We start from the raw sequence: 21370 nt of genomic DNA, 5'->3' as shown, positions 1-21370 counted from the left end.
ATGAAACATTTATTTTTAATTCTAGTCACACTTTTAATGGTAACCAGTTGTAGTAACGATAACGACGATGATACTACAATACCCCCAGTACAGAATAACGCTATTCAGTTAAAGAATAGTGCAACTTTTGGCAATATATTAACCACATCCGAAGGTTTTACATTGTATTTCTTTTCTAAGGACAGTAAATCTATATCCAATTGTAGCGGCGGTTGTCAGTCTAGTTGGCCAGCTTATTTTGCTGCCGAATTAACCTTGGACACAGGCTTAAATACTTCAGATTTTGGTACAATTACAAGAGCAGATGGGAGTAAACAAACCACCTTTAAAGGCTGGCCTTTGTACACATATGCAAATGATACTTCGGCAGGTAATATTAATGGAGATGGTGTAGGAGGTGTATGGTACGTTGCAAAACCAGATTACACGGTAATGATGGTAAGTGCCCAATTATTAGGTAGGGATAAAGATGGAAATGAAACCAATCTTACTAGTAATTATACTGAAGGAGAAGAGGAAACCTTTTATATGGTTGATGCTGAAGGAAACTCCCTTTATAGTTTTACAAATGATACAAAGGGAGTTAATAATTTTACGAAGGATGATTTTTCAAATAATGGTGTATGGCCAATTTTTGAAGCTACCTTGTCAAACATACCTAGTGTTTTATCCGATTCAGATTTTGGAAGTATAAATGTTTTTGGAAGAACCCAAATTACCTACAAAGGCTGGCCATTGTACTATTTTGGAAAGGATATCCAAAGAGGGGATAACTACGGCGTAGGCTTTCCTGCAGCCGGTGTATGGCCAATTGTGAACCAAAATATTAATGAGGCACCAACGGTACAAGCTCCAAGTGCAATAACTTATACAGTTGGCAATCAAGGGGCAACAGCATATTTGTTTAGTGGAGAAGGGTTAAACAATACTTCAAACCCTAATATTACACTAAAAAGAGGAGAAACTTACGAGTTTGTAATAGATGCTCCTGGACACCCATTTCTTATAAAAATCGCTCAAACTACAGGAACAGGAGATGGATTTAATGACGGTGTAACCAATAATGGGGCAACCCAAGGTACAGTAACTTTTACAGTACCAGCAAATGCTCCAGATACATTGTTTTATATATGCCAGCATCATGCATCCATGAAAGGTACTTTTAATATAGTTGATTGAGAAAGGGAAGTTTAATTTTTAGTAGTTTTGAACCTGGGGTGTAATGCCCTAGGTTTAATCTTTGTAAAAAGAAAGTTTAAGTTTCATAGGTAAGGTTTTGAAGAGAACATCAATTTTAAATACAGGGTTGCTTGCGGCTATATTGATACTTGTGTTTTTTGTAGCAAAGTATTTTGTTTGGGATAAACCAGATGCAATAGATATTTCCCAAAAAGAAGCAGTTCATAAATTTGATGCGCAAACAGTTATAGATTTTATTCAAAATGAAGATAAAAATCTATTACAAGCAGAGCAGATTATTGAAGTTGAAGGCATAGTGAAAAAAATAAGTTACTTAAATAACCGAACCACTATTTTGTTAGGCATAGATGGAAAAGAAAATGCATATGTAATTTGTGATATGAAAAACAATCAAACCGAAAAAGTTGCAAAAGTAACTACTAACGATACTATTAGGCTAAAAGGTGTTTTTAAAGGTATTCTTGAAGATGCCATTTTTTTAAATTGTATAATTTCAGAATAGTTTATGCATAAATTTATTCTTATCGTCATCCTATCCTTTCTAACGGTACAGAAAGCATCTAAAAAAATCATTGCTAGGCAGGGCAATGTCTCTTTCTTTTCTTATACCCCTGTTGAAAATATTAAGGCAGAAAATAATCAGGTGTTGAGCATAGTGGATTTGCAAACTAATAAGATTGCAGTAAGTATATTAATGAATGCTTTTGTATTTGAAAAAGCCTTAATGCGAGAGCATTTTAATGAAAGTTATATTGAATCTGATATTTATCCAAAAGCGACTTTTGAGGGTAAGATTATTGATTTTGATCCTAATCTTGAAGGTGTACAAACACGAATGATAAAAGGTGATTTTGCAATGCATGGGGTTACCAAGACGTTAGAGATAAAAGTTAAGATAGAGAAACAGAATAACATGTTTGTAATTCATGGGGCTTTTGAAGCTGTAGTGGAGGATTACAACATAAAAATTCCTCCGCTTTTAAGAGGAAACATCGCCAAAATAATTAATGTTGATTTTAAGTTTGCGTATGAAGCTTATGAGAATTAAAAAAATACTGTGTTTTACAGGCTTTATGTTTGCTGTAACGTTTGTTAGCGGTCAGGATTTACTTGATATTTTAGACAAAGAGCATAAAGATACCTTAAGATTTACTGAAGCTACATTTAAATTTTCTAGGATTACTTATGGGCAATCTGTACAAACACGAAAAAATGGAACCCTAGATGTTTTTATATCCAATAGGTTTTGGAATACACCAGAAGAGCGTTCTCAAAGCTTTTTTGTGGATCGTATAAATACCAGATTTGCATTAGAATATGGAGTTTCTGACAGGCTTTTATTAGGAATAGGAGGTAGTACTTTTGATGAACGGTTTGATGGTTTTTTAAAGTACAAACTAGTAAGACAAGGTACGGCAGGTCAAGGATCGCCAATTACAATATCTTTATTACAAAGCGTAAGCCAGTTTAGTGAAATATTACCGTACTCGAGTCCTGGAAACAAGACATCTAAAAGACTTTCATTTACATCCCAAGCGCTAATAGCTAAAAAGATAACTCCAGATTTTTCTCTGCAAATATCTCCAACATTTATACATAGAGGTATAGTTTTTAATGAAGCAGATCCGCAAAATCATTTCGCAATTGGCTTTGGTGGGAGATATAAGTTAGGAGGTCATATTTCTTTAGTTTCAGAATATTATTATGTAGCAAACCCTATTACATCTTTTGATACTTATGGACCATTCTCATTAGGCGTTAATTGGGAACTTAGTGATGTGATGTTACAGTTTATGCTTACTAATGCCGTAAGTATGGTAGACGATGCTTATATTACACAAACCAGAAATAACTTCAATTTTAAAAACCCTAATTTAAATTTCGGATTTAATTTCACGTATACGATTCACTTTAAAAATAGATTGAAACGTTGATATCCAGTTGCTTACGACTTCTCCAATATTTTAATCATTTTAAAAGATTTCATAAGATGAAATAACCCTGGAAGTATTATGGCACCTCCAATAATTAAAGAAATGCCTAAAACTTGAATAACTTTAGGTGTTGATGCTGTTTCTATAAGATTTACGGTGCCATCAGATGCAATTAATAAGTTTGGGTAATGGGCAACTATTGCAGCTAATAAGATTAGCACTACCTGTATTCCTACAAGAAACCTACTTTTAATTCTAGTTGCTTTTTTTATACTGTAGGTTAATGGAAAGATAAGCAAAGCGGATAGCCCTACTAGGCCAATAGCATAAGGGTTTTTAATAAAGTTGGTAATAAACTTTATATCATTAAAGAATCCAAAGCATAGAACCAAAAATCCTATAAGAATTACGATTATATTGGCGATCCTTGCTTTTAGAACATAGCGTTTACGTTCGTTTTTGTCAGATTCGCCAATTAAAAGTACCGACGCCAAAAATGTACATAATGCAGCGAAAAACAACCCAACAAGAAGCGAAAATACATTTAACCATGGCGTTATAAAAGTTGTATAAAACGAATCGGTACTTTCAGGATGTAATAGGATTTTACCAGAAATCATGCTACCAAATGTCATTCCTAAAAATATTGGAGTAATTAAACTGGAGAGCCTAAACATCCAATCGTATAAAATTTGAGATTTATCCTTAAAAGCATCATAATGTCTAAAAACAAAGGACACCCCTCTTAATGTAATTCCCAGGAGCACTAATGTTAATGGAATATGCAGATACACCGTTATAACATGATAAAAATCTGGAAATCCTACCCAAAGGATTACTACAATAATGATAATCCATATATGGTTTGCTTCCCAAACGGGGCCTATAACGCGGTATACTTTCTTTTTAGTGTCTGATCGATTTTGTTTCGATGAAAATAGCTCAATAATACCCGCACCAAAGTCTGCACCAGCGAGCAACACATAAAGCAATAAAGACACCATTAAAAATGATAAAACTACATATATCATGTTACGCTACTTTTGTGTTGTTTAAAGATTTAATTTGTCTTGCCATTAACCAAGTTACAGCTATTGCCAAAATGCTGTAGAGTATAACATACATGTAAAAACTAAATACCATTCCTGGCATAGGGGTAACCGCATCTTTTGTTCTCATGATATTATGAATAATCCAAGGTTGCCTACCAACCTCAGTTACTACCCAACCTGCTTCTAATGCTATAAATCCCATAGGAGCTAAAACAATAAATAATAGCCAAAATTTGTTGTTCTGCCACCAAGATTTACGTTTCAAACTAATAAAAAATAGAATTCCTACTGCCATTAATAATGTGCCAATACCTACCATGATTTGAAAAGCGTAATGCACAATTGGGACATTGGGACGCACATTCTCAGGAAAATCATTTAACCCCTTTACTTCAGCATCAAAATCTCCAAAAGCTAAAAAGGATAACGCTTTGGGAACTTCAATTTTATAAGATACGTTTTGTTTTTCATCATCAACAATACCACCAATGTAGAGTGGTGCCCCTTTTGTAGTATCGTAATGTGCTTCCATTGCAGCTAGCTTTACAGGTTGTCGTTTGGCAATATCTTTAGCAGAAAGGTCCCCACTTATTGGTTGTAAAATAGCGGCTATGGCTGCAAAAGTAATCGCTATTTTAAACGCTCTCTTGTGGAGTTCAACCTGTCTGCTTTTTAAAATTTGAAACGCATGCACACCAGCAACCGCAAATCCTGTAGCGGTAAAGGCTGCAAGTGTCATATGTAAAGCCTGTGTAAACCAAGCAGGATTTAATAGGGCTTGTATTGGATCTATATTTAGAAATTTCCCATCAACGAAATCAAAACCAGACGGTGCATTCATCCAGCCGTTCGCAGAAACTACAAGAATACCAGAAGCAACACCAGATATACCTACAATAATACCAGTAAACCAATGGAATTTTTCTGAAATTTTATCCCAACCATACAGATAAAAACCAAGTGCTATGGCTTCTACAAAAAAAGCTGCACCTTCTAAGGAAAAGGGCATGCCAATTATGGGGCCAGCATGTTTCATAAACTCAGGCCAAAGCAACCCTAATTCGAAAGACAGGGCGGTTCCCGAAACTGCTCCTGTAACAAAAAAAATCGCGACACCTTTTTGCCACGATTTTGTTAATTTTAAATAAATAGGGTCTCTAGTTTTTAGCCATTTTCTATGCGCAATTATCATAAAAAAGGGCATTACCATGCCTATACATGCAAATACAATGTGAAACATTAAAGTAAATGCCATTTGAAGTCTAGCGGCATCAAGATTGTCCATAAAAAACAAGCTTTAAAATAGTACCACAAAGATACGTTTTAAAGCTTTAATCTTTTATTGAAAACAGGATAAAAATGAGTGTATTTTTAGTTAAAATTTTACTTTATAATTTCAATTTCAAATAACTTATCCCAACGCTTTCCAGTAACAAAAATAGTTTTAGTTTCTGGGTTGTATGCAATACCGTTTAATACGTCTAGTTTTTCGTGTTGAGTTACCATATTTTTCAAAGGTGTAAAATCAATGACACCCTCAACTGCACCATTTATAGGGTTAATTATTGCTACGCCATTTCTTTGGTAACGATTCGCATAAATTTTACCATTAATCCATTCCATCTCATTAATGTCAGTAATTTTCCCTTTGTTAGTATACACTTGAATTTTTTCTTGTTCTATAAGGGTTTTCGGATCTAGTAACCATATAGCTTCACTTCCGTCACTTTTGTAAATATGTGTCTCGTTATGTGTTAATCCCCAGCCCTCTTTACTTTGTCCATATTTAAAGCTTCCTGTTTTCTCAAATGTATTTACATCGTAAACAAAACCAATTCCTTTTTTCCACGTTAACTGATATATTTTATCATGCATCACAGTTAAACCCTCTCCAAAGTACTCATTAGCTAAGTTTATATTTTTTATCACTTTACCTGTAGTGTAATCTACTTGACGTAATTTAGATTCTTTGTATTGTCCTGTGCTTTCATACAATTTCCCATCATGAAACTCCAAGCCTTGGGTGTAAGAAGTGATATCATGGGGGTATTCATTTAGAATCTTGAATTTGTAAATTTTTGGAGACTCATTATTAAGAATAGTAACTGATGATGACACCGTCTGTTGCTCATCATCATTAAAAAACACTATGGCTTCAATAGGATATTTACCTAATTTATGATCTTTTAAGTTGAGGTTTTCAGTAACTGTTTTTCCATCTAATTTGTAGACAACGGAATCTATAGTATGCTTTTTTTTATTGTTCAATGATAATTCTAAAGTGTTATCTATTGAAATATTACCTTTTTTTGCATTAGTTTTTATCTCAAAATCGTTTTTTTCTTTATCAGATTTAGAGTTACAAGACACTTGTAAAATCAGTAACGTTATTATAGTGAATACTTTAAGCATTTTCATGGATAAACCTTATTTTGTGTCGAATATATTTATTTAAAATCGGTTTAAAAAATCATTGTGAAAATTTTAAAAGATTGTATCTTTGCAGCCGGCAAGTCCTACACAACCAGCTCCTGTAGAATCCTCCAGGGCGGGAACGCAGCAAAGGTATACGGTTGTAGCGGTGTGATGTAGGTAGCTTGCCTTTTTTTGTGCTCTAAACTCACATAGATTAAAATATTTATTTTCAAATATTAAATAAGCCCTCTTAACAAATTTCTATGTTTCTGTGACTATTTTTTCTGATTTATAAGGGTATTATAAATTTTAATTAAAAACAGGATAGCACAGGATACTTTTTGTATGTAAAATCTTTTTTTTTAGCTAAAGTCTTTTTTACAAAAGGCATCTCTCAGCTTTAAGAAAATATTTTATAAAAAAAACTTTAATGTTTGGAGATAAAACTGTATCAAATTTACTTTTTTTTGAGACAAAAAAGTTTTTTATCTCACTTTGTATTATAGCTATACTAGTTTTTATTCCTCAAATAAACTTAACAAGCTACCCACAATCAACAATTACCAGTAAGTTTATTGTTTTTATATATTCTTGTATTGTTTTATTTGGACTTTCGGTTTTATGTATCTACAAACCTAAAGTAAAGAAGTTATACTTATCTAATTTAGATATTAGTTTAGCAATCTTAATTATTTATATAACCTGTAACAGATATTTATTACAATCGCACTATAGTTTCTCTATTCGTTTTATAGAGTTATTGGGACTTATTTTTTTGTATGTGATTTTCAGAACTCAAAGTGTTAAGCTGTTTTATGGAGTGCTTTTAGCGATTATAATTTCAGGTATTATTCAAGCTATTTATGGTAATCTTCAATTATTGGATTATTATCCATCAAACCATTCTGGGTTCAAATTAACTGGGAGCTTTTTTAATCCCGGTCCATACGCAGGTTTTCTTGTTTCTGTTTTTCCAATAGCTTTAGGTATGTATCTTTTTAGAGAAAAAGTGATTAATAATTTACAACTTGATCTAAAGAATAAAAGTGTTGCACATATTAATACTTTCATTAAATATACTGTGCAATATATTCCTTTAATCGGTGTGATAAGTATTATTCTTGTTATTCCCGCAACACAATCTAGAGCATCATGGTTGGCAGTTATTGTAAGTAGTAGTTTATTACTGGAGTTTCGTTATAAAATCCTAAAAAAAATCTTCAATCACTTATCTAAACTAAAAAGACTGGTATTAGTTATTGGTATTGTATTAATTGCTTTAGTGAGCTTATTAGGCGTTTACCATTTCAAAAAAGGATCTTCAGACGGACGTTTATTTATTTGGAAAGTTTCTACAAAAATCATAGGCGATAATCCTTTTTTTGGTGTTGGTTTTGACCGTTTCAAGGCACACTATATGAATTATCAAGCCAATTATTTTGCAGTGAATGGAGAAACTCAAGAAGCTTTGGTGGCAGATAATACGTATTATGCATTTAATGAAATGATACAATTTGTAGTTGAAAATGGTATTATTGGTTTTTTAATGTTAATAGCTGTTTTTTATGTCATCTTTAAACTGTCTATTTCAAAGGAAAATATTTATCTAATTATTATCATAAAAATCGCATTATTGTCGATTGCTGTATTTGCTTTCTTTTCATATCCCACGGAAATTTTGCCTGTTAAGCTTATCGTGATAGTTTTATTGGCAGCTATGGCTAATTTAGATCAAAACACTAAAGTGTTTTTTGAAAATTTTAAATTAGAACTCCCATTCAATATTATTTTTAAATCTATAGCTATAGTTGTTGTTTTGATTATTTCTGCGTCAAGCCTCATATACATAAAGAGATTAAATACTAGCTTTAAAAATTGGGAGTTGGCTTTAAACAGTTATCAATATGGTGATTACGAAAGTGCTATAAAAGAATATGAAATTGCTTATCCCGAATTAAAGAGAAACGGCGAGTTTTTAATGAACTATGGTAAAGCACTATCTATGTATAAACAAAATAAAAAAGCAATTAAAATTTTAGAACATGCAAAAAAACATTTAAATACCACCATTACAGAAACAGCTTTGGGTGATGCTTATAAAAACGTAGAACTATATAATAAAGCAGAAGCTAATTATAAACATGCTGCTAGTATGATACCCTCGAGGTTTTACCCGCTGTATTTATTGGCCAAATTATATGATGAAAGCGGACAAAAAGAAAACGCATTAGCTATGGCAAACACTATTTTGGAAAAAGAAATAAAAGTGCCTTCTACAGCTGTAAAGGAAATTCAACAGGAAATGAAAGATATAATCACAGAATACAAATTGTTTAACTAAAACCAAATGCTAATGATATAATAAAGTATTTCTTAATAAAAAAGGAGTCTTTAAAAAGATTTTAACAGCCTAATAGATTGGTCTGTTACATATTCCAAAAGTAGTATGCCTTTTTAGACTTTAATGATAACAAGTATAAATTTAAAATTCAATAAAATGAAAAAAACATTAAAATTAGTAGGAATAGTATCTGTATTTGTTCTAGCTATGTTTTTAAACACTAGCGTACTGGATAGCAATACGTCTGCGGAGTTTAATTTAACAGATGCTATAGCGATGCAATCTGCTAATGCAGAAGGATGTCCTTGGTACGTGCCAGACTATTTGTGTGATGATTATTATCCTCCTTATGGAGAGGAAGCTGTGCCATATGCAAATGAATGCATTGACTATAGCCAACCTCCAACGAGGGTCTACAATAATGAATATGATGTTTATGGCCATCTTGAATATGAAACATATACAGTATGGGGAACTATTTGCGAAGATGCTGAAACTGCAGGGCCTTTATATTGTGAGGCAGAACCTGCCGAGTGCTAAAATAACTAACTGGAATGCCTCTATAATTATAGGGGTATTCTAGTTTTAATTAAAATATATATGAACAATAAAACATACTTAATTAAACTTTCATTTTTTGTTTTTGCTTTATTCTTTAATTGTGAAAATGAATCTAAAAATAATGTTTCATTAACAAGTATTGATGCAAGTGGAAACAAAAAAAAAATAGAAATCAAAAGTGAAGATATTATACTATTTGATGAGAATACAGCTGGTGCTGAAAAGGTTATAATTCCCTCTGATATATTTAGTTCTAAAATGGATTTGAATGATGTATTGTATGATATTGAATTAATTCCCCTAGAAACTACTTCAGAGAGTCTTATAGGAAAGATAGACAACATAATATATGATTCAAATTGTTATTTTATTCATGATAAGAATAATAATAAATTACTACGATTTGGTAAAAATGGTAAGTTTTTAAATTCAATTGGAACAATAGGAAAAGGTCCCCAGGAATTACTTAGAATGAGAGATGTAGCCATTAATAGGGAAAAAAAAATTATTTCAATTTTAGATTCTAAATCAAGAAAAGTATTAAGGTATGACTATACTGGTAAGTTCATAGATTCAAAACCGTTTTACTACATGGTTTCTGAACATGAGTACGGAAACAATTCTTTGGTTTTTGGAGCTTCTATAGTTCAAAAAAATAAAAGTATTCCATTAATTGCCTCTTACAGACTAATAATAGCAGATACTAATTCTATTCCTTTAGGTTTAGCTTTTAAAACACCTGAGAATTCATTTGTTTATGCAACAACTAGACCGCTTCGTAAGTTTAATGATTTTATTTATTATCATCAACCTTTTTCGAACGGAATCTGGAAAATAGAGAAAAATAATTTAATTCCGTTTATAAAGTTTGAATTTGAAAAAAACGGCTTTCCTGACAAGGTATGGAAAAAACAAATTAGTACTAAAGAATTTATAGAACTTAAGAATAAACATCTAAATTTCTCTGGAGACTTTATAATAACTGATAATTGTAGCTTTTTTACTTTTTATTCAGAAAAAGGGGTTTCAAATATGTTTTTTAATACAGAATCAAAAAACATGCTATACGGAAACAATCTCAAATGGGTAAATGATAATCAGTTGATGATGTTATACAGAAGGCCTATTGGGGTTGGAGAAAACAATTCATTTATTGGGAAAATAGAGGCCATAGAATTATTTTATCATAAACAAGCCGTAGAGGATGGGGGAATTAAAAATGGTCTCAAACCAAAATATTGGGAAATTATTGAAAAAATTAAACAAACCGATAACCCAGTAATAGTAACATATAAACTAAAAGACTTTTGATAAAGAAACAGAAAAAATATTTAGCTTGTTTTGGATTATTTTTAACTTCAGTTATTTTAGGGTTAACATTTTTTTTCATCATTAAAAACAAGAAACAAGAATCAGTAAAACATGATGTTGCCAAAATTGAGGAATTAAGATCGCGAGTGTTACTGCATTCTCATTATTCGGGGCATGTTACAATACCTAAAGACAACAAGCTTAAAAATATTAAAGGCAACTTAGAATATTTCTCTAAGGTGTTTCCAGAATCGAAACTTGTGCTATATATAAGTTCAAACCAATGTAATTCTTGTATAAATGACGCTGTTAATAAGGTTGAAACCTATTTAAAAACGCATCCAAAATTTAAGTATGTAATTATTTCAAAAGGCTTCAGCTTAAGAGAATTAAAGCTAATGCAAACAGATAGGAATATAGGTGCTGAAATCTATGCACTAACTGATATTGAACTCTCTTTTTTTAATAAAATGGATGAAGTGCAATACCCATATTATTTTGTAGTAAACAAGAATTTAGAAGTTTCAAATGTGTTTTTTCCAATAAAATCATCTTCAATTTTAGAGGATAGATATTTTACAAAAATAAGTGAATTATACTAGAAGAATTATATGCCTTAATCTAATATTATGAGTGGAGCGAACAAAAATCTTTCAAAAAAATTTCTTTTGATCGTTTGTTTCAGTTTTTTGTTAAACTGTAACGACACAAAAGAAAAACCAAACGAGAATCTAAATAAAAAAAGTTACCTCCCAGACAAAAACGATGTAAATATCATGTTGCTGAACCAAGGTGTTTTTAAAAAAGAACTAGTTAGCAATGGTAGGCTTGTAGCTTTAGAGAAAAGTGAATTACGATTTAAGGTAAGCGAAGCATTGCAACATCTTTACGTTAAAAACGGAGACAATGTAACGAAAGGACAAATTCTAGCGCGTTTAAACAATACTACATTTAAACAAAAAGTTAATAAAGCGCAATTAGACATTAAGCAAGCCGCTTTAGATTTTAAGGATTTACAAATTCGCCGAGGTTTTGATCCAGATGACTCCAACGCCATACCTCAAGAAGAGTATGATAAAATGGCAATAAAATCTGGTTATAAAAACAGTAAACATCAACTAGAAACCGCGCAATTCGATTTAAAGTCCACCACACTGATTGCCCCATTTAGTGGTAAAATTGCGAACATCAACACCAAATTATATGAACAAGTTAATACTGGCACACCATTTTTAACGCTAATTAATGATGCTGTTTTTGAAGTAGAATTTCGTGTTATAGAATCAGAGTTAAAAGATATTAAAGTAAACCAAACCATTACTGTTCAGCCCTCTGCAACCAATACCTCTTATAATGGAAAAATTACAACTATTAATCCTCAGGTAGAAAAGGATGGTACCATTCTAATAAAAGCCAACGTAAAGAATGATGGTAGCTTATTAGAAGGTATGAATGTAAAAGTTTTTATTCAAAAAGATGTTACGGACCAATTTGTTGTACCAAAAGCAGCTGTAGTTCTAAGAGATAATCATGAAGTATTGTTTAAAGTGCAACAAGGCAAAGCCTTTTGGACCTACGTACAAACCACTTATGAAAATAGTAAACAATATGCCGTAATACCACACCCCGATAAAAGTAGTGCCAGCTTAAAAGTTGGAGACACCATTATTGTATCTAATAATTTGAACTTAGCCCACGATAGCGGGGTTACCGTAAAAGATATTGACTAGCTTTTATCTATAAATTATGGTAAAATTTTTAACACATAAACCTATAGCTGTTTTAATGACGACTCTAGGTGTGCTTATTTTAGGAGCCTATGCCTTGAATTTTATTCCTGTGTCCTTAATGCCAGATATAGATATCCCAGAAGTCACAGTTCAGGTACAAGCAGATAACATGTCGGCTAGACAAATGGAAGATGCAATTGTTAAACCAATGCGCTCCAGATTAATGCAAGTAAGTCACCTAAAGGATATTAAAAGTGAAGCCAGTAATGAATCTGGAGTTGTACGATTAAGTTTCACTCATGGCAGTAATATAGATTATGCGTTTATAGAGGTTAACGAGAAAATAGACCGCTTGGCAAATAGCTTACCCAAAACTGTAGATCGCCCTAAAGTTATTAAAGCTAGTGCTACTGATATCCCAGTATTTTACCTGAGCATGACCATTAAAGCTCCCCAAAAAACAAGTAAAACAGGGAATCCTCTATTTCCTGTATCCCAAGAGTTTGTAGACTTTAATCGTTTTGTAAACCAAGTAATTAAAAGGCGTATTGAGCAGGTGGAAGAAGTAGCTATGGTAGATATCAACGGACTGGTAGCTTCTGAAATTTTAATTATTCCAGATCAAGATAAATTGAATGCTTTAGGTATTAGGTTATCCGACATAGAATCTGTTATAGAAAAGAACGATCTCGATATAGGAAGCCTCTTAATAAAAGACAATCAGTATCAATATGACATACGATTAGGAACCTCACTTACCGATATTAAAGACATTGAATCTATTTACATAAACAAGGGCAATCGTGTGTTTCAACTTAAGGAATTGGCAGAGATAATTGAACATCCACAAAACAGGACAGGTTTAGTATTATCGGAAGGCGATGAAGCGGTAACAATGGCCATCATTAAACAAAGTGATGCTAAAATGAATGACTTAAAAGCATCTCTTAGCAAATTAATAGATGCCTTTAAAAAAGATTATCCGCAAATTAATTTTTCAATTACTCGAGACCAAACTAAGTTACTCGATTACGCCATCAACAATTTATTTCAAAGTTTATTATGGGGTATGCTATTAGCTTTTGCTGTCATGTTCTTGTTTCTAAAAAATGTAAAATCCCCCTTACTAATTGGTATTACCATACCCGCTTCAATACTAGTTTCACTGTTATTTTTCCATCTTTTAAACATATCTATAAATATCATTTCCTTATCGGGTTTGGTTTTAGGGATAGGTTTAATGATAGACAACTCTATTATTGTCATAGACAATATAGAGCAATTTAGGACCAGAGGTCATCAACTGTCTAAAGCCTGCGTTATGGGTACCAACGAGGTTATTAAACCTTTATTAAGCTCTGCCCTTACCACTTGTGCCGTATTTATTCCATTGGTGTTTTTAAGTGGTATTAGCGGTTCGTTATTTTACGACCAAGCCATGGCGGTAAGTATAGGCTTATTTATATCGCTTTTAGTATCAGTCACCTTACTGCCTACATTATATCGTTTGTTTCATTTAAAAGAAAGAAAACGCTCTAGTAGGGTTACACGTTTTTTAGAGAAGGTAAATCGTTTTAATTATGAAGCGTTCTACGAAAAAGGATTCCGTTTTATCATGCGCAGACAAAAACTGTCTTGGGGTATCAGCTTTTTATTTTTAGCCCTTTCAATAAGCTTGTTTAGCCTATTACCTAAAAAGCAAATGCCAGTAATATCAACTACCGAAACACTACTTCAAATTGATTGGAATGAACAAATTAATGTTGAAGAAAACAAGAGACGTTCATTAGAACTATTACAGCCCATAAAACCCCAATTAGTAAACCAAACAGCTCTTGTTGGCACACAGCAATTTATACTGGATAAAAATGCTGATGCTAAAACTTCAGAAACCACTATTTATTTGAATGCAGAGACAGAAATAGATATTAATACTATTAAATCAAATTTAAATAAGACTTTAATACAAAAGTTTCCTAACGCTGTTTACAATTATAGTAACGTAGATAACATTTTTAGTCTAATTTTTTCAAGTAAAGAAGCACCTTTAGTAGCCAGATTACGTCATATTGAAAATTTAGGAAGTGCCCAAAACCATCAACTTAAAACTATTTGGCATCAATTAAATAAAAGTACTGAAAACATAGCACTAAAACCTATTGCATGGCAGGAGTACATGACACTTGTTGCTGATCAAGAAAAGCTAATTACTTATAATATTAACAGTAACACGTTGTTCAATACTCTAAAAAGTGCTTTTAATGCGCATGAAGTTTTAACAATAGCAGACAATCAACAGGTTATGCCTATAATTTTAGGAGGTAAAACAAAGTATCTTGAAGCCATTTTAAGTGAGACTATGGTAGCATCCAGAGACAGTACGCTTTTCCAAATTAAGGACTTTGTGAAAGTGTCTAAAGCCCAAGATTTAAAACGTATTTCTGGCGGCGTTGTGGGCGAATATTATCCAGTAGAATTTAATGTAAAGGATAATGAGATTGAAAACACTATTGATAACGTAAAAAAAATAGTAAACAAAAACACAAACTACGAGACTAGTTTTTCGGGTAGTTTTTTCTCTAATCTGCAACTTATGGACGAGTTAAAAGTTGTACTACTGATATCTTTACTGCTATTATACTTTATTTTGGCTTCTCAATTTGAATCATTTGTATTGCCATTGATTATTCTGTTAGAAGTACCTATAGATTTGGCAGGAGCCTTCTTGTTTTTAAAATTGTTTGGTATGAGTATCAATTTAATGTCTATGATAGGTATTGTGGTAATGAGTGGTATTATTATTAACGATTCTATTTTGAAGATTGATACCATTATTCAATTACAACGCCAAGGACACCCGCTACTTAAAGCACTTTTAGTAGCAGGACAAAGGCGTTTAAAACCCATATTAATGACGAGTTTAACCACAATTTTAGCATTAGTCCCACTGTTGTTAACAGGAGGTTTGGGTGCAGAATTACAAGCACCTCTCGCTGTAGCCTTAATTGGTGGTATGCTGTTGGGTACCGTAGTAAGCTTGTACTTTATACCGTTATGCTATTATCATTTTACCAGAAAAAAATGAAACTATACTTAAATATAAAAAAATCTACCGTTATTGTTTGGCTATTATTGTCCAGCCTATCAGGTTTTGCTCAAGAAAAACCAGAATATCTGCCACAAAAGGAATTAACACTACAAGATGTTATTAATCTTGCTAGTAAAAAATCCTTAGATGTATTTAAAGCCAAACGTAAATACGGCGTGAATTATTGGCAATTTAGGGCTTTTAAATCCAGCTTATTGCCAACTGTAGATTTAGAAGCAAGACCATTTACTTACAACAGTGCTTTAGTTGAGCGCTACGATTCTGAATTAAATATTGATGTCTTTAGGCAGCAGCAAACCATTAACACCTTTGCAAATATTTCAATATCTCAAAATATTGGAGCTACTGGTACTCGGCTATTCATTAATTCTAGTTTTAATAGATTAGAAAATTTTGGTCTTACCAAATTGGAGACCTACAATGCTACCCCTGTAAGAATAGGCTTAGTGCAACCCATTATGGCATTTAATACCTTTAAATGGCAAAAGCAAACAGCGCCTATAGAATATCAAAAAGGCAAGCAAGATTTTCTATCAGAATTACAAACTATTAATATAAAATCCGTTGATTTATTCTTTAAATGGGCTTTAGCAAGTCAAAAAGTAACAATCGCTAAAGAGAATAAAACTACTGTAGAAAAGTTGTTTGAAATTGGTAAAAAACGCTATGAGGTTATTGCTATTGAGCGCGATGACCTTTTAAATTTAGAACTAGACGTTTACAATGCCAATACAGCATTAACACAAAACCTACAAGCTTTACAAAAAGCCGAAGCTGCCTTACAGCTGTTTTTAAGAGACCAATTACCCAAGAATGCGACACCAGAATTACCAGAGTTAGTAAGTAATTTAACTATAGATTTAAATAAGGCGATAGAACTCGCTTACCAAAACAACCCTGATATATTAGACTTAAAACTTAAAAAAGTAGAGGCGCTAAGAGATTTAGATCGAGCAATTAAAGACAATCGTTTTGATTTATCTATAAGAGCAAGTTATGGGTTAAACCAGCAGGCTAACACCTTTGTAGATGCCTATGGTAGATTTCTGGACCAACAGATGGTATCCATACAGTTTAATATGCCTATACTAGATTGGGGAGAACGCAAGGGCAATATTAAAACGGCAAGAATGAATAAGGAAGTAATAGATATAGAATTGCAACAAAATGAAGAAAGTTACAAACAAGATGTGACCTTGAATGTTCTCGATTTTAATTTACAAAAACAGTTGGTAGATGATGCCTTACGTACCAGAGACTTAGCTCGAGAATCTTACAGCCTTACAGAAAAACGATTTTTATCTGGTAATGTAGATTTTTTAAACCTTACTACTTCACGTAGAGCATGGCAACAGGCTAACGAAAACTATGTGAAAACATTACAAAACTATTGGAACCTATATTATAAAGTACAGCAGTTAACCCTTTATAATTTTATAAAAGATACTCCTTTAATACAAGATTTTGATAATATATTAGAAGATTAATACCAAATAGCTATGACATATTCTGAAAGAAAAGAAAAAGAAGAGTATTTGTTATATCTCATAAAACAACAACGTTTAGTATCACTAGATAAAATAGCTGACGATTATGGTTGTAGTGTAAGAACAGTTAAGCGAATGCTGGAAAGTCTTAGAAAAGAAGGTAAAACCATAGTGTACTGTAGAAAAAGTAATAAATACCTTCTAAAAAAATAGCAAAGTGACAGAATTTGTCCCTATAAGTTGTTAAACTTGTAAGATAATTGAAATTTAATATAAAAAACCTCTGAGCATCGGGTCAAAAAATATAATCACAAATTGTTTAACTAAAAATTCATGCCAATGACATAAATAAAAAATACCCAGAGGAAGTCTTTATTTTTAGGGCTAAATAGTTTTGTGTAAAAAACTTTTTGATATTTAGCAAAAGTAGTATTTCCTAAAAGACTTTTGTGAAAATTAATTATCAAATTTTAAAATTTAATAAAATGAAAAAAATAATAGGAATATTAAGTGTCACAATGATTTTGGCAGTTGCTTTTTTTAATGTATCTTCTATTCTTCAAACTGAAGAAGATATTAATTTAGCTTCTTTAGATTTAATTCAAAATGCTAATGCAGAATCATCAGGTGGAGTAATTAAATATGTCAAAGCGAATTTCCCCTCTGAAATCGAAGTAAAAACATTTCATTATAAGACTGGTACTCCACAAGCCTATTCGTGTACAAGAACTTATAGTCATTCATCTTACAGAGAATGTTGGCCAGGAGGCACATCAGATTGTACACCAATAACGAAAGTAACTATTGAGCTCTCGAGCACTTGTCCTCCTAATCCCTAATAGTTAATAAATTAGTTTAAGCCTTTGTATTTATAAACTTAATTTACAAAGGCTAAACACTTCTTTAAAATTTTTAAATAATGAATAAACTACATTTTATCTTAATCTTATTACTTTTAAATGCCTGTAGTAGAAGTGTAGAGGTAGAAAATCCTATACGGATAGAGGTGGATATGAGAGAAACTCATGGTGAAGGTAATTTTGAAGAGTTTTTTTCTTCATCTTCAATTGTTCCTTTGGAAACAAATGAGGTGTCCATTTTAAGTGGCATTGACAGAATAAGTTTTCAAGATGATAAAATTTTTATTTTAGACAAAAGGTTAAGAAGTGTTTATATTTTTAACAACAATGGAAAGTTTTTAAATAAGATTCAGAATATTGGAAAGGGACCTGGTGAATACAGTTTCTTACAAGATTTTACGATTGATTATGAAAACCATCGACTTCTTTTATATTCTAGGGCTCCAAATAAGATCATAACTTTTAATTTTGATGGTCAATTTATAGAAGAAAAGAAAATGACCGATTATTATTTTAATATCGGGTATCAAGACAATAAGCTTTTATCATTATATAAAAACCCAGAAAAAAGTAAATTGTTTCAAGAAATTAATTTATCCACATTCGAGAAAAAAAATGAAATTAATATGGATAAGTATGATCATTTTTTTTTCTCACTTGGATGGCGCACCCCTAATATAATAAAAAGCAAAAGCCTGAATATGAGTTTGGGCTATTCAGAAATAATATATGGATATAAAAATAATACTTTTTTACCAAAGTATTACATAGATTTTGGAGATAATGAAACTCCAAAAAATTTCATCGAAAAATTGGATAATGAATTTAATGGGCTTTATCAATACGCTACAAAGAATAAATTAGGTTTTGGAATTTCAAATTTTAGAGAAAATGACAGCTATATCACTTTTAATTTTTGGGGAAGTATGATTGTTATTTATTCTAAAATTTCCAAAAAGGCTAAAATCTTCCAGTCTTTCAGGGGACCAAAAGATAAACTTATATTTCAAAATTATTTTGCACATGATGGTGATAATAATAAAATACTATCAATATGCGAAGCTCAATATTTCAAAGAACAATTAAGTATCTATAAAAAAGAAATAAAACCTTGGCATGACTTGCCAACATATATTAAAAATATTGATGAAAAAGTATCTAGTAATGATAACCCTATGTTAATTATTTATACGTTTAAAAAATAAGATGCTTTTAATCAAGTTGGAATGAGAAAAATAAATTATACTATAATGATCTTACTTTTAGTTTTAAATGGGTTTTTGTTAACTAAGATTAATAATTATTCAAAAGCTATCAATGATATTAATATCCTATCAAAGGATATAAAAAAAGAACTTCTTACATTAGAACAGAATATTATTGATGAAAATCTAAATGAAAACTTAAAATTACGAGAAGACATTAAATTTATAAATATTCATGGCAATGTTGTTTTAGCTCAGGATATATTTAAAAAACACGCACTTGTTTTGCGTTATTCAGAATCTAATTGTAGTGATTGTATTAAAGCAGAACTTAACGCAGTATTAAAGAATAAAGAGTTATTCGTAAATGATATATATATTATCGCACATTATAGAAACAAAAGAGACCTGTATGTTTTTTACAGAGATATTCAAAATAAAGGGCTAAAAAATATTAAAATGTATTTGTTACCAGATAAGGATTTAAATATACCTGCCGACAAACTCAACATGCCTTATTATTTCTGTATTGATTCAACTTTGCTGATAACTAACTTTTTCATACCTCAAAAAGACAAACCAAAGCTATCGGAGAACTACCTTCTTAATACCTCTAAAAATTTTTTGGGCAACAATGCAACTCAATGACCCGTCTAACCTGATGAAGAAGAGCGTTATAGTAATGCTGGTTGTATCTTTAATCTTGATGATTATAGGGTTATTTTGGCTAGGTTTGATCTTGTTGCTATATTTCATTTTATTAAAACGTATTTCGCAGATAAAGAGCCAAAGGGGAAATAAAGTCATAAAAAGCATCTTAATTTCTTCGGTTATACTACTTGTTGTCATAAGCATAAAGTTATTTGTTTTTGATATTTTTAGAATCCCTAGCCCATCCATGGAAAATACCTTTTTCCCAGATGATATAATTGTAGTAAACAAATTAAAATATGGTCCAATTTTACCACGTTCGCCTTTTGATATACCCATAATCAATATTACCTACCAGTTTAATGAAAGCGCAAAAAAACGCAAAAAAGAGTATTGGTGGCCATATAAGAGATTATCAGGTACGTCCAAGATACAACAGGGAGACATTGTTGTATTTAATTCTACATGGAAAAAAGATTTTATTTTGGTAAAACGTTGTGTGGGGTTGCCAGGAGATACTTTGACCATAAAAAATGCTTCTGTCTTTATAAATGGTAAAGTATTTAAAGAGCCAAATGCTGTAAAAAAAGAATATAATTTTACAGTAAGAGGTAAAGAAAATGATTTTAAAAAGATAACGGATACTTTACAACTAGATGTAAATTATAATAGAGCCTTCGTAAAAGGTTTTTTGACCGAACAACAATTGGGACACTTAACTAAAGATGATTTAATAAAATTTGTGCAAGACACAACAATTAGTAAGCGCAAGGCAAAAACCTTTGACAAAACAAAAATGTTGTCTTGGACTATTGACAATATGGGGGCATTTATAGTGCCTAAAAAAGGCATGACGATTGAACTAAATTTGATTAATTTTTTTAAATATAGACGAGCAATAAATAGTTGCGAAGGCGTTACTATTAAAAGAGTTGAAGACGTATGTTATATTAACGATAAAAGAGCTACGCACTATACATTTACAAAAGATTACTTCTTTTTAATGGGAGATAATAGAGCTAAAAGTGCAGATTCCAGAGCATGGGGGTTTGTACCAATAGATAACATAATTGGTAAGGTGGACTATGTTTTGTTTTCTAATTATGGTGGATCATTTAATTGGGGCCGTTTTTTTAAAAAAATAAATTAACAACTTCCTGTTTATTTTAGTTTGATCGTCGATAAAAATTTAGAGAAGGCCCTAGTTAAAATTTATAAACAAAATAGCAAAGTGACAGAATTTGTCCCTACAAGGGTTTTACTTTGTAAGATAATTATGCAATGTGAATATAAAAACCTCTGAGCACCAAATTAAAAAATATAATTACAAATTGTTTAACTAAAATATTTAGCTTATGGTATAAATCTATGACAACTGGAGGTTAAATTTAAATATTTAATATAATAATTTAGAGTTTCTATATTATTGTTTTGTTCTTAAAAGCAGCTTACCTCCTAAGGCTTTTAAAAAAAATAATAACCAATCCTAAATTTTAGGATTTAAAACAAATATC

At 31.4% G+C, this 21370-nt stretch carries 19 protein-coding genes and 1 other RNA gene; 17 read left to right on the top strand and 3 right to left on the bottom strand.

Annotated elements, in window-relative coordinates:
* The 4 genes from JS605_RS07245 (at position 1) to JS605_RS07230 (ending at position 3134) form a co-directional block, all read left to right on the top strand.
* Positions 1-1179, top strand: a complete 1179-nt coding sequence (locus JS605_RS07245; RefSeq protein WP_203257030.1) for a hypothetical protein — start codon at positions 1-3, stop codon at positions 1177-1179.
* Positions 1180-1276: 97 nt separating this feature from the next.
* Positions 1277-1702 (top strand): OB-fold protein, encoded by a 426-nt coding sequence (locus tag JS605_RS07240; protein WP_203257029.1) that lies wholly within the window; start codon positions 1277-1279, stop codon positions 1700-1702.
* 3 nt (positions 1703-1705) lie between these two features.
* Entirely contained in the window at positions 1706-2248 is a 543-nt protein-coding gene (locus JS605_RS07235; protein ID WP_203257028.1) for a YceI family protein, read from the top strand.
* The gene (locus JS605_RS07230; protein WP_203257027.1) at positions 2238-3134 is read left to right on the top strand and encodes a DUF5777 family beta-barrel protein; all 897 of its coding nucleotides are present in this window, start codon (positions 2238-2240) and stop codon (positions 3132-3134) included. Before JS605_RS07235 ends, JS605_RS07230 begins: the two co-directional genes overlap by 11 nt.
* An 11-nt stretch (positions 3135-3145) precedes the next feature.
* Here JS605_RS07230 and JS605_RS07225 read toward each other — a convergent pair whose 3' ends face one another.
* From JS605_RS07225 to JS605_RS07215, 3 genes are all read right to left on the bottom strand, one after another.
* On the bottom strand, positions 3146-4165 hold the full coding sequence (locus tag JS605_RS07225; RefSeq protein WP_203257026.1) for a cytochrome d ubiquinol oxidase subunit II: 1020 nt from the start codon (positions 4163-4165) through the stop codon (positions 3146-3148).
* A 1-nt stretch (position 4166) separates the two neighbouring features.
* On the bottom strand, positions 4167-5471 hold the full coding sequence (locus JS605_RS07220; RefSeq protein WP_203257025.1) for a cytochrome ubiquinol oxidase subunit I: 1305 nt from the start codon (positions 5469-5471) through the stop codon (positions 4167-4169).
* Positions 5472-5569: 98 nt separating this feature from the next.
* A complete protein-coding gene (locus JS605_RS07215; RefSeq protein ID WP_203257024.1) occupies positions 5570-6604 on the bottom strand; it encodes a glutaminyl-peptide cyclotransferase in 1035 nt (344 codons plus the stop codon).
* Between the two features lie 89 nt (positions 6605-6693).
* On the opposite strand from JS605_RS07215, the gene ffs reads away from it, so the two are divergent.
* From ffs to lepB, 13 genes are all read left to right on the top strand, one after another.
* An RNA gene (ffs, locus tag JS605_RS07210) (signal recognition particle sRNA small type) lies at positions 6694-6792 on the top strand.
* 239 nt (positions 6793-7031) lie between these two features.
* The gene (locus JS605_RS07205) at positions 7032-8942 is read left to right on the top strand and encodes an O-antigen ligase family protein (RefSeq protein ID WP_203257023.1); all 1911 of its coding nucleotides are present in this window, start codon (positions 7032-7034) and stop codon (positions 8940-8942) included.
* 156 nt (positions 8943-9098) lie between these two features.
* Positions 9099-9482, top strand: a complete 384-nt coding sequence (locus JS605_RS07200) for a hypothetical protein (RefSeq protein ID WP_203257022.1) — start codon at positions 9099-9101, stop codon at positions 9480-9482.
* 60 nt (positions 9483-9542) lie between these two features.
* Positions 9543-10814 carry a 6-bladed beta-propeller gene (locus tag JS605_RS07195; RefSeq protein ID WP_203257021.1) on the top strand — a complete coding sequence of 424 codons (1272 nt, stop codon included), beginning with the start codon at positions 9543-9545 and terminating at the stop codon, positions 10812-10814.
* The gene (locus JS605_RS07190) at positions 10811-11416 is read left to right on the top strand and encodes a hypothetical protein (RefSeq protein ID WP_203257020.1); all 606 of its coding nucleotides are present in this window, start codon (positions 10811-10813) and stop codon (positions 11414-11416) included. Before JS605_RS07195 ends, JS605_RS07190 begins: the two co-directional genes overlap by 4 nt.
* 174 nt (positions 11417-11590) lie before the next feature.
* Complete coding sequence (locus tag JS605_RS07185; RefSeq protein ID WP_203257019.1) at positions 11591-12544, top strand: efflux RND transporter periplasmic adaptor subunit; 954 nt, start codon at positions 11591-11593, stop codon at positions 12542-12544.
* Positions 12545-12560: 16 nt separating this feature from the next.
* Complete coding sequence (locus JS605_RS07180; protein ID WP_203257018.1) at positions 12561-15629, top strand: efflux RND transporter permease subunit; 3069 nt, start codon at positions 12561-12563, stop codon at positions 15627-15629.
* A complete protein-coding gene (locus JS605_RS07175) occupies positions 15626-17140 on the top strand; it encodes a TolC family protein (RefSeq protein WP_203257017.1) in 1515 nt (504 codons plus the stop codon). Before JS605_RS07180 ends, JS605_RS07175 begins: the two co-directional genes overlap by 4 nt.
* Before the next feature lie 12 nt (positions 17141-17152).
* Positions 17153-17353 carry an HTH domain-containing protein gene (locus JS605_RS07170; RefSeq protein WP_203257016.1) on the top strand — a complete coding sequence of 67 codons (201 nt, stop codon included), beginning with the start codon at positions 17153-17155 and terminating at the stop codon, positions 17351-17353.
* 272 nt (positions 17354-17625) lie between these two features.
* Positions 17626-17979 carry a hypothetical protein gene (locus JS605_RS07165; RefSeq protein ID WP_203257015.1) on the top strand — a complete coding sequence of 118 codons (354 nt, stop codon included), beginning with the start codon at positions 17626-17628 and terminating at the stop codon, positions 17977-17979.
* Positions 17980-18059: 80 nt separating this feature from the next.
* Complete coding sequence (locus tag JS605_RS07160) at positions 18060-19205, top strand: 6-bladed beta-propeller (RefSeq protein WP_203257014.1); 1146 nt, start codon at positions 18060-18062, stop codon at positions 19203-19205.
* Positions 19206-19226: 21 nt separating this feature from the next.
* On the top strand, positions 19227-19853 hold the full coding sequence (locus tag JS605_RS07155) for a hypothetical protein (RefSeq protein ID WP_203257013.1): 627 nt from the start codon (positions 19227-19229) through the stop codon (positions 19851-19853).
* Complete coding sequence (gene lepB, locus JS605_RS07150) at positions 19840-21006, top strand: signal peptidase I (protein ID WP_317194134.1); 1167 nt, start codon at positions 19840-19842, stop codon at positions 21004-21006. The genes JS605_RS07155 and lepB overlap by 14 nt, the downstream gene beginning before the upstream one ends.
* Positions 21007-21370 lie beyond the last annotated feature (364 nt).

The sequence above is a fragment of the Hyunsoonleella ulvae genome (assembly GCF_016827605.1).
In the GTDB taxonomy this organism is placed as follows: Bacteria; Bacteroidota; Bacteroidia; order Flavobacteriales; family Flavobacteriaceae; genus Jejuia; species Jejuia ulvae.
The sequence above is the reverse complement of the archived record's forward strand: the minus strand, read 5'-3'. Positions and strand labels throughout refer to the sequence as shown.